This window comes from Agreia sp. (assembly GCF_964263775.1).
In the GTDB taxonomy this organism is placed as follows: domain Bacteria; phylum Actinomycetota; class Actinomycetes; order Actinomycetales; family Microbacteriaceae; genus Agreia.
In genome coordinates this window covers 43594-52535 of the sequence record NZ_CAXVWM010000183.1, presented here as the reverse complement: position 1 = coordinate 52535, position 8942 = coordinate 43594, and the positions used below count along the sequence as shown (strand labels likewise).

Annotated in this window: 12 protein-coding genes; 6 read left to right on the top strand and 6 right to left on the bottom strand. The window is 67.0% G+C overall.

Annotation, left to right across the window (positions count from 1 at the left end; all coding sequences use genetic code 11):
- On the top strand, positions 1-495 hold a 495-nt coding region (locus ACE5CZ_RS13415; RefSeq protein WP_374947834.1), incomplete at its 5' end, for a helicase HerA-like domain-containing protein.
- 138 nt (positions 496-633) lie between these two features.
- On the top strand, positions 634-1047 hold the full coding sequence (locus ACE5CZ_RS13410) for a DUF3224 domain-containing protein (RefSeq protein WP_374947833.1): 414 nt from the start codon (positions 634-636) through the stop codon (positions 1045-1047).
- Here the strand turns inward: ACE5CZ_RS13410 and ACE5CZ_RS13405 are convergent.
- The 3 genes from ACE5CZ_RS13405 to ACE5CZ_RS13395 form a co-directional block, all read right to left on the bottom strand.
- A complete protein-coding gene (locus ACE5CZ_RS13405) occupies positions 1044-1670 on the bottom strand; it encodes a hypothetical protein (protein ID WP_374947832.1) in 627 nt (208 codons plus the stop codon). The genes ACE5CZ_RS13410 and ACE5CZ_RS13405 overlap by 4 nt on opposite strands.
- 133 nt (positions 1671-1803) lie before the next feature.
- The gene (locus tag ACE5CZ_RS13400) at positions 1804-2355 is read right to left on the bottom strand and encodes a TetR/AcrR family transcriptional regulator (RefSeq protein WP_374947831.1); all 552 of its coding nucleotides are present in this window, start codon (positions 2353-2355) and stop codon (positions 1804-1806) included.
- A gap of 98 nt (positions 2356-2453) precedes the next feature.
- Entirely contained in the window at positions 2454-3353 is a 900-nt protein-coding gene (locus tag ACE5CZ_RS13395) for a serine/threonine-protein kinase (protein ID WP_374947830.1), read from the bottom strand.
- Positions 3354-3540: 187 nt separating this feature from the next.
- Between ACE5CZ_RS13395 and ACE5CZ_RS13390 the strand changes: the two genes are divergently transcribed.
- Complete coding sequence (locus tag ACE5CZ_RS13390) at positions 3541-4074, top strand: DUF6328 family protein (RefSeq protein ID WP_374947829.1); 534 nt, start codon at positions 3541-3543, stop codon at positions 4072-4074.
- 40 nt (positions 4075-4114) lie between these two features.
- On the opposite strand, the gene ACE5CZ_RS13385 is transcribed toward ACE5CZ_RS13390, so the two are convergent.
- Positions 4115-4480, bottom strand: coding sequence for a hypothetical protein (locus tag ACE5CZ_RS13385; RefSeq protein WP_374947828.1), 366 nt, complete (start codon positions 4478-4480; stop codon positions 4115-4117).
- Between the two features lie 54 nt (positions 4481-4534).
- On the opposite strand from ACE5CZ_RS13385, the gene ACE5CZ_RS13380 reads away from it, so the two are divergent.
- Positions 4535-5341: a thymidylate synthase gene (locus ACE5CZ_RS13380; protein WP_374947827.1), complete on the top strand. Its 807-nt coding sequence runs from the start codon at positions 4535-4537 to the stop codon at positions 5339-5341.
- The gene (locus ACE5CZ_RS13375; protein ID WP_374947826.1) at positions 5338-5850 is read left to right on the top strand and encodes a dihydrofolate reductase; all 513 of its coding nucleotides are present in this window, start codon (positions 5338-5340) and stop codon (positions 5848-5850) included. The genes ACE5CZ_RS13380 and ACE5CZ_RS13375 overlap by 4 nt, the downstream gene beginning before the upstream one ends.
- Positions 5851-5879: 29 nt before the next feature.
- On the opposite strand, the gene ACE5CZ_RS13370 is transcribed toward ACE5CZ_RS13375, so the two are convergent.
- Positions 5880-7190: an MFS transporter gene (locus ACE5CZ_RS13370; protein WP_374947825.1), complete on the bottom strand. Its 1311-nt coding sequence runs from the start codon at positions 7188-7190 to the stop codon at positions 5880-5882.
- Between the two features lie 51 nt (positions 7191-7241).
- On the opposite strand from ACE5CZ_RS13370, the gene ACE5CZ_RS13365 reads away from it, so the two are divergent.
- Complete coding sequence (locus ACE5CZ_RS13365) at positions 7242-8384, top strand: AI-2E family transporter (protein ID WP_374947824.1); 1143 nt, start codon at positions 7242-7244, stop codon at positions 8382-8384.
- On the opposite strand, the gene ACE5CZ_RS13360 is transcribed toward ACE5CZ_RS13365, so the two are convergent.
- Positions 8385-8942, bottom strand: a complete 558-nt coding sequence (locus ACE5CZ_RS13360; RefSeq protein WP_374947823.1) for a CGNR zinc finger domain-containing protein — start codon at positions 8940-8942, stop codon at positions 8385-8387. It lies immediately after the preceding gene.

Below are 8942 nucleotides of genomic sequence, written 5' to 3'. Positions count from 1 at the left end.
CAGAGCCTGGCCATCGGCGAGGCGATCGTCACGGTGATGAACGAGAAAGGTGCGCCCACGCCGGTCGCGTGGACGCGGATGCGCGCTCCGCAGGGCTCCATGGACCCCACGCCGACCGCGGAGATGCAGGCCACAGTGCAGGCGTCGCCGCTGCTCGCCCGGTACGGAGTCGCGGTCGACCCCGACTCGGCGAAAGAGATGCTCGCCCGTCGTCTCGACGCCGCATCCGCCGCTGCGGCCCAGGCCGAAGCCGCCGAGGCCGCCGCCGCGCAGGCCGCCCAAAGCGAGAAAGAACGCTTGGCCGCGCAGAAGAAGATCGACGCCGAGTACGACCGGATGGCGCGACAGACCGAGCCTCGGCGCAGCAGCACGCGCTCGTCGTCGACCCGCAGGTCGTCGAAGACCCCGATCGAGCAGGTTCTCGGCTCGCAGGTCACCAAGACGATCCTCACCGAGGTGATGCGGGGAATCTTCGGCAATGCGCGTCGACGATGATGCTCGACCGGCGCATCCGGTCGCAGCGAACAGTCGACGCGCCCGACGTGTTCGTATTATGAGCGACTCGGGTTGCGTGCTCGTGCGGCGCCCGCCGAGATCGGTGCACTGACGGGCCGGAGGCTCTATGATCGGCTCATGATCGAAGACGCTCCCATCATCGCCCCGTTCGAGATCACCGGCTGGGATCAGGCGCCGTACGGCGAGGTCGGGGAGCGCAACGAACTCGCCCGGGTCACCGTCACCAAGGTCTTCACCGGAGACATCGAGGGCCAGAGCGTCGCCCAGCTACTGATGGCGGGCAACCCTGTGGGCGCCGGCTATCTCGCATCCGAATCGTTCACCGGCACCGTCGGGGCTAGGTCGGGGTCTTTCGTCGTGCAGCACGGCGGGCTGGTCGACTCGGCAGACGCTCACTCGTTCGGCAGCATCGTTCCCGGCTCGGGAACCGGCGAGCTGGCCGGCGTGCGGGGCGAGGCGATCTACGCCGACAACGACGAGGGCCACACGCTCACCCTGACGCTGCGCTTCGTCGAAGAAGCTGACGCTTAGCCCACCACGAGGTTCTCGGGCGACATCAGCAGGATGAGCGTGAGTGACAAGGCCGCGATGGTGCCCGCAGCCACGGCGACGCCGAGCCAGGGCCAACGCTCGAACCAGTGCAGAAGCGGCGCATGGTCACGGCGTAACTCGGCGCGCGTCATCGGCTCGAGAATCCGTCTTATAGGCACATCGAAGGCGGCAGCCACCGCCTCGATACTGTCGATCGAGTAGAACTGACCGCGCATGCGCAGCAGTGCGTCGCCGCTCGCGTCGAGCAGAAACAGGTGTGCGGCCAGGTCGAGAGAATGACCTCGATAAGCCCTGACGATGAGGACGCTCTCGATGCGCTTGCTCGCAACCCGGTTGCTCGTGAAGAAACCCCGCTCTGAAACGCAGTCGTGTGCGATGCGGATCGACACACGGGAAAGAAGGTACGACGCGACCGCATAGACCGCGCTCACCACGAGCAGGGCGACGAAGACACGCGGCCACGTGCCCCGGGGGATGGCGAACCAGAAGACGGCGGTGAAGACCGGGATGAGCAGAGCCGCGGTGACGAGGCGTGTCTGCCCGTGCAGCTGGGCGATCGGCCGGAGCAGTCGGTCGGCGCGCGAAACAGGGGTCTTCAGCAACGCGGCCTCGATCCTTCGACAGGAAGCGGCAATTCGGATGCCCGCCCGTGCTCATCGTAGGTTGCGCCCTGCATCGCGGAACAGCCGCATTAATGAGGACACGCCACTCAGCGACGCGAGGCCTGCTGTGGTGTCAGCTGTGCGCGACCGCTTCGCCGGCGCCGAGAAGCTCTACGGCGCCGTCGGCGAGGCGCCCGATCAGGGCGTCGGATGCGGGTTCGTGCAACACGAGTTCACTGAAGTAGACCGGGCCGACGAGCTCGGCGAACTGCTCGGCCGTGACCGGCCCGATGAGGTCGCGGAGCTGCTGCAGTCGCTTGTCGCTCATGTCGTTCATCGAGGCGACCGCCTTGTCTTCTTGCGTCGCGTGGTGAATGAGCGACGTGAGGGCGACCTTCGTGATCGGCTCGTGGATGCCGTCGCGCACGCTGCCCAGGAAGTGCACGACACGTTCGCGGTTCGACAGGCCTTCCGAGTCGAACCCGTCGCCACCCGGCGCGAGGCTGACCGCTTCGCTGATGACCTGCTCGATCGTTCCCCAGTGCACGTACAGGGTGCGCCTGGAGACCTCGGCCTCTTTTGCCAGGCTGCTGAGCGTGATCGTCTCGCCGTTGCGCTCGGACAGCATCCGGCGGGTCGTCTCGAGGACGTGCAGGCGAGTTCTTTTGATTCGGGGATCAGTCACGTGGAAAATGCTAGACGAGTCGTATCCTTTGCAGCATGTCCTTGACGTAGATGGTTAGACGCTGTAGGTAAATCCTGAGGCGGAAAACGCCCATTCAATCACGTGCCGACGCCCGGCGAGGCCGTCGCCTCAGGGGCGCCGTGCCGGCCCGAGCCCGCAGCGAACGCGTCGCGAAAGAAGACGATGATCTCGTTCAATGCGGGCCTGTCGGCGATCGCGCGTGACGTCATGCCCGTGAGCACGATGCGCCAGTCGACGGGCAGATCGTCGGGAACCTCGGGATCGTCGAGAAGTCGGGCCATCGCCGCCTGGAGTTTGGGTCCGCTGAACGAGGGCGTGCCGCTGAGGCATTCGAGCAGAACGAGTCCGAGCGAATACACGTCACTCGCCGGCCCGAGCAGCTCGCCTCGTGCCTGCTCCGGGCTGAGGTAGGCCGCCGTTCCCGTGGCGGAGCCGCCGCTGGCGGGCAGGCCGTTGCGCGACTGGGCTATGCCGAAGTCGGCGAGCTTCGCCCGGGTGCGCACCCCGTGCTGCGAGTACTCGGCCAACAGGATGTTGGCGGGTTTCACATCGCGGTGCACGACCCCGTGGTGGTGGGCGTACTCGAGCCCTTCGGCGAGATCGAAGGCGAGCTGGGCGACCTGACGCAGGGGAAGAGGTCCGTCATCGAGAGCCTCTTTGAGGTTCTTGCCCTCGACGAGTTCCAGCACGAGGAACCGGCGAGGATTTTCGGGGTCCGTGCGATCGATTCCCGCATCGTGCAGTGTGACGAGGCTCGGGTGGTTCAGGCTCGCGAGAACGGCCAGCTCGTGATGCTGCCGGGCCAGCTCTTCTGTGTTGGACGGCGCCGGCTCGAAGAGTTTCACGGCCACGTCGCGACCGAGCATCTGGTCGTGGGCGCGGTAGACAGAGGCCATCCCGCCCTTGCCGACGAACGCCTCGATGCGGTAACGGTCGCGCAGCACCGAATACGGGTGGTGCGACGCGGTCTCGCTCATCGTGAACCCTCCATCCCCAGTGGATGCCGATCACCCCACTACTGATCGTAGGCGCGAACTCGACAGAACCTCACCGATGACGGCGGGGGTTGACGCACGGTACACACCCGTGCTCCCGTCATGCCGCAGTCGCCGTGTTTCGAGTTGGCGCTCGATTGGGTAATCTGGCGACAAACGAGGAGCGGCTGTGAATGAGACGAACGGCAACGGCGCCGGCGCCGTCGACGATCGGGACGCGGACCCCAACGACGGACGCCGCGAGACGCTGACCGAGCGGCTCGACCGCAACTGGGAAGAGATCCTGCAGGAGCTGCGCGTCATCCAGACGGGAACACAGATCCTCACAGGCTTCCTGCTGGCCGCAGTGTTCCAGAGCAGGTTCACCGACCTCGACGACTACCAGAAAACCGTCTACGCCACTCTCGTGATCGTCACCATCCTCACGACGGTGATGGGGCTCGCGCCCGTGAGCCTGCACCGCATCCTGTTCCGCCAGCACGCGAAAGCCACCATCGTGGCGGCAACCGACCGTCTTCTGCAGGTCACGATGGGTGGCGTCGCGATCACACTGGCGGGAACGGCGATGCTCATCTTCGATTTCGTCTTCGGTCGCGCAGCCGGTGTCGTCGCGGGCATCGGCGTGCTGCTGGTCGTGGTGGCGCTCTGGGTGGTGGTGCCGCGAGTATTGCGTGCGCACGCCTCGAACGCGCGCCCCCTCTGACCTCGACCCCGCCTATTCGGCCCCGCCTATTTGGCCCCGCCTATTTGGCCGGCGCGTCGATGATCGCGATGAACCGCGAACCGATGCCGTCGAGCTCGCTGCGCGCGAGGCCGGTGGCGGGCAGCGGTATGTCGCCGATGCTGTGATGATCGCAGGTGAGGTAGGTGAACTCGGGCCACCACTTCTTCGGTCGCACCGACTCTTCGAAGCCGCACACATCGCAGCTGAGCTGCACCCACACGGCCTTCGTGCCCGTGCGGTTCGCCCGAGACTGGGCCAGCCACGGCGGAGGATTGTCGTTCAGCTCGGCGAGGTCGGCCTCGGAGATCGTGGCGGCGATGCCGTGCTTGCGCGCCATCTCGAGCGAGATGTCGAGGCGGAGGGCGGCTTCTCGTCGAGTGGTCATTGCAGTCAAGGATACTTCGTCCCGTCAGGGCATCCGTGGGTTTAAGATCGCAGGGTGCCCACACTCCAGACTCCGTACGAAGACCTTCTGCGTCACACGCTCGAGACGGGAGCCGCGAAGTCGGACCGCACGGGCACGGGAACGACGAGCGTATTCGGCGCCCAGCTGCGCTTCGACCTGAGTGAGGGCTTTCCGCTGGTCACGACCAAGCGGGTGCACTTCAAGTCGATCGCCTACGAGCTGCTGTGGTTCTTACGCGGCGAGAGCAATGTGGGCTGGCTGCGCGAGAACGGCGTCTCGATCTGGGACGAGTGGGCCGACGCCGACGGTGAGCTCGGCCCGGTCTACGGAGTGCAGTGGCGCTCGTGGCCCACGCCGTCGGGCGGCCACATCGACCAGATCGCTCAGGTCATCGAGACGTTGAAGACCGATCCCGACTCGCGGCGCATCATCGTGTCGGCGTGGAACGTCGCCGAGATCCCCGAGATGGCCCTGGCGCCCTGCCACGCCCTCTTCCAGTTCTATGTCGCCGACGGCAAACTGTCGTGCCAGCTCTACCAGCGCAGCGCCGACCTCTTCCTCGGCGTTCCGTTCAACATCGCGAGCTACGCCCTGCTGACCCACATGGTCGCGCAACAGGCGGGCCTCGAGGTGGGCGACTTCATCTGGACCGGCGGCGACTGCCACGTCTACGACAATCACGTCGAGCAGGTCACCGAGCAGCTCACCCGCGAGCCCTACGCGCTGCCGAAACTGCGCATCGATCGCACGCCCGACAGCATCTTCGACTACCGCTACGACGATTTCGAGATCATCGACTACGTGCACCATCCCGCGATCAAGGCGCCTGTCGCGGTATGAGCATCGCGCTCATCTGGGCCGAGGCCCGCGGGGGAGTCATCGGCGACGACGGCACGATGCCGTGGCATCTGCCCGAAGACCTCGCGCACTTCAAAGAGGTCACCTGGGGCAGCACGGTCGTCATGGGCCGGCGCACCTGGCAATCGCTTCCCGAGCGTTTTCGACCCCTCGCGGGCCGGCGCAACGTCGTGCTGACCCGCGACCACAGCTGGTCTGCCGACGGCGCGGTCGTCGGGCATTCGCTCGACGAGGTTCTGGATGCGACGGGTCGCGACGACCCGTCGGCGACCGTCTGGGTCATCGGCGGCGGCGAGATCTACGCGCAGACGCTGCCCCGGGCATCCCGAATCGAGGTCACCGAACTCGACCTCGAGATCGGGGGCGACACCACCGCGCCCCGCATAGATGCCCAGGTCTGGCGCGTCGCAGACGCGACGGAGTGGCGACAGTCCCGCATCGGAACGCACTACCGGTTCGTGAGCTACGTTCGGGCCGCGCCGGCCGAGTAGGCCGGCCATCGCGTTTCGAAGCTCTCGCGTCACCTCGCTGTGGGCGACGGGCGGTGCCAGTCGTCCTCGAGCATCCGCGGTCGGGCGACCACGGGGCCCACGACGACAACGATGACGAGCGTCAGAAGGAGAAAGACGATCGGCAGTTGCCATCCGCCGGAGGCCTCGTGCAACACGCCCACGACGAGGGGGCCGAGCGCTCCGAGGGCGTACCCGATGCCCTGCGTGAATCCTGAGAGCGCCACGGTGCCCTCCGGCGTGCGGCTGCGAAGCCCCACGAGAACGAGCACCAGCGGAAACAGCAGTGGGCCCGCGCCGGCGAGCGCCACCCACAGCCAGGGGAGGGCGGCCGGGGCGAGGAGCAGCCCGCCGTAGCCGAGCACGTAGAAAATGAGTCCGAGCGCGATCAGGGGCGCCACAGATCTCATTCGGCTCGCCAGCACCGGCACGAGAAGAGAGAACGGGATGCCCATGCCCGCGTAGAGCGAGAGCAGAACTCCGGCCTGTGCGGGAGAAGCCCCGGCGAGGTCGATCAGAATCTCGGGAAGCCATGCGAAGGCCGCATAGACATTGAGGCTCGTCGCGCCGAACAGCAGTCCCATCGACCACGCCAGCGGCGAACGCCAGACCCGCCCGACGACGACCGGCGAGGCTTCCGGCAGGAGGTCGGCGTCCAGCCGCGCTGCGGACGCTGCGGCGCCTGCCGTGGCCGCGGCGGCTGACGCGGCCGTCGCCCGACGGTCGCGCATCCACAGGGTGAACCACGGAATGATCGCGACGACGGCCAGCACGGCCCACAGAGATACGCTGACGCGCCAGCCGAGCGACTCGGCCACGGGAACGGCGACGAGGGGAGGGATGAGGCTGAAGAGCGCCATGATCGTCACATACACCGAGGTGAGCGCACCGATCGAGGCCGGAAAGTATTTCTTGACGACGGGGGGAAGCACCACGTTGGCGACGCCCATTCCGGCGAACGTCAGAACGCTCGCCAGCGCGAGCACGACATAGCTCGGGGCGAGGCCGCGCACGAGATGGCCGATCAGGATGGCGCACAACGCCGCGATCAGCAGGGTCTCGAGGCGCAGGTGCCTCTTCAGCGCCGGAGCCAGGAGGCCGAAGACGGCGAAGCAGAGGGGAGGCAGGGTGCCGAGCAGCCCGACGCCGACGCTGGTGATCGGAATGTCGACACTGATCTGCGCGAAGATGGGCGACAGGGCGGCCACGGCGGTGCGGAGATTCACCGCGACGAGCACGATCCCGGCGAGGGCGAGTGCCCGTCCGCCGCCTCGCGCCGCCGCTGCCGCTTGCCCGCTTCGAGGATCGGAAGGGTTCGGCACCGGCCAAGTCTAGGGGGGCGCACGAATCCATTCGTTGCCTAGGGTGGGTGTATGACCGTTCCCTCCGGCGAGCCCACGGCCGCTCCCACGCTGCGATCCCTCCTCACAGACAAGATGGGTTCGCTGGCGATTCGCAGCGGCCAGATCCTCATCGTGCTCGCGTTGGCCGTGATCGTGGTCTTCGCGCTCGTGCAGCTCAAGCTCGTGGTGATCCCAGTGCTGATCGCACTCATCGTCGCCGCCGCCGCCTCGCCGATCATGCGCTTTCTGAAGAGGCGTGGCCTGTCTGCGATCGTGGCGACCTGGCTGACGCTGCTCGCCGGCATCCTCGTGATCGGCGGACTGATCACGCTTATCGTCTTCGCCGTTCGCGGGCAGTGGGAGACGTTGGCGTCGTCGGCGAAGGACGGCCTCGACGAACTGCAGAAGTTCATCACGACCGGGCCGATTCCGGTCGACGCCCAGCAGATCGAGTCGGCCAAGCAGTCCCTCATCGATTTCGCGACGAGCAGCCAGGCCGGATCGGGCGCCCTTGCCGGCGTGTCGGTCGTCGGCGAACTGGCGACGGGAGCGGCGCTGGCCGTCGTGATCCTGTTCTTCTTCCTCAAAGACGGGCCGGTCATCTGGGCCTTCTTCCTCCGTCCGTTCCGAGGCCACCGCAAGGCGCGCGGCGAGCGGATCGGTGCGACCGCCGTTCGGGTGCTCGGCGGCTACGTGCGGGGAACCGCCATCATCGCCTTCGTCGACGCCGCCGGCATCGGCATCGGTCTCGCCATCCTCGGCGTGCCCCTGGCCCTGCCGTTGGCCGTGATCGTGTTCGTCACCGCCTTCATCCCCATCGTCGGTGCGACCGCCGCCGGAATCCTGGCCGCACTCGTTGCCCTGGTGGCGAACGGTCCGGTGGTCGCCCTGATCGTGGTTCTCATCGTGATCGCCGTCAACCAGCTCGAGGGCAATTTCCTCCAGCCCGTGGTCATGGCGCAGTCGCTCAAACTGCATCCGCTCGTCATTCTGGTGGCCCTCACGGCGGGAACGATTCTCGGAGGCATCACGGGCGCAGTGCTTGCCGTGCCGATCGCCGCAGTCGGATGGGCGATCGTCAAGACGTGGAACGAGAATGGGCCGGCGACGTCGGCCTCGCCCGTCGCGCCGCCGCCCGCCATCGATGCCGAGCCACTCACACCCAAGAACTAGCTAGGCCGTCTCGGATGCGGCGCGCTCGCGGAACGCGATCATGTTCACCCGGTTGCCGCAGCGCACACTGCAGAACCGCTTCGAGCCGTTGCGCGAGAGGTCGGCGAAGATGCCGTCGCAGTCGACGGCGCCGCACACTCGCAGGCGGGCCATCTCGTCGGTGCGGATCACGTCGACCAAGGCGAGCGCCGCTTCGCTCAGGATGCGATCGGCCAGGGGCTCGTCGCTCGCCGACGCGTGCAGGTGCCAGTCGAAGGCGTCGTGACGAGCGAGCTGGGGCAATGCGCGGGTCAGCTCGAGCATGTCATTGACCTCAGCCGCAGCCTCGTCGCGCGACAGACCCCAGACCCGGCGCAGGTGCGCGCGCACGCGGTGCACGGCGTCGAGTTCACGGTCGTCCCGGTCGAACCGTCCGGTGTAGCCGTGGGCATCGAGGAGGCGGGTCAACTCGGCGGCCGTGGCGATCTCGTCGGAGCCGCTACGAGAGGCGCCGGCGACGGTATTGCCGAGCGCGACGACGAACGCGAGTACATCTTCTGTGTCAGGGGCTAAATGCAA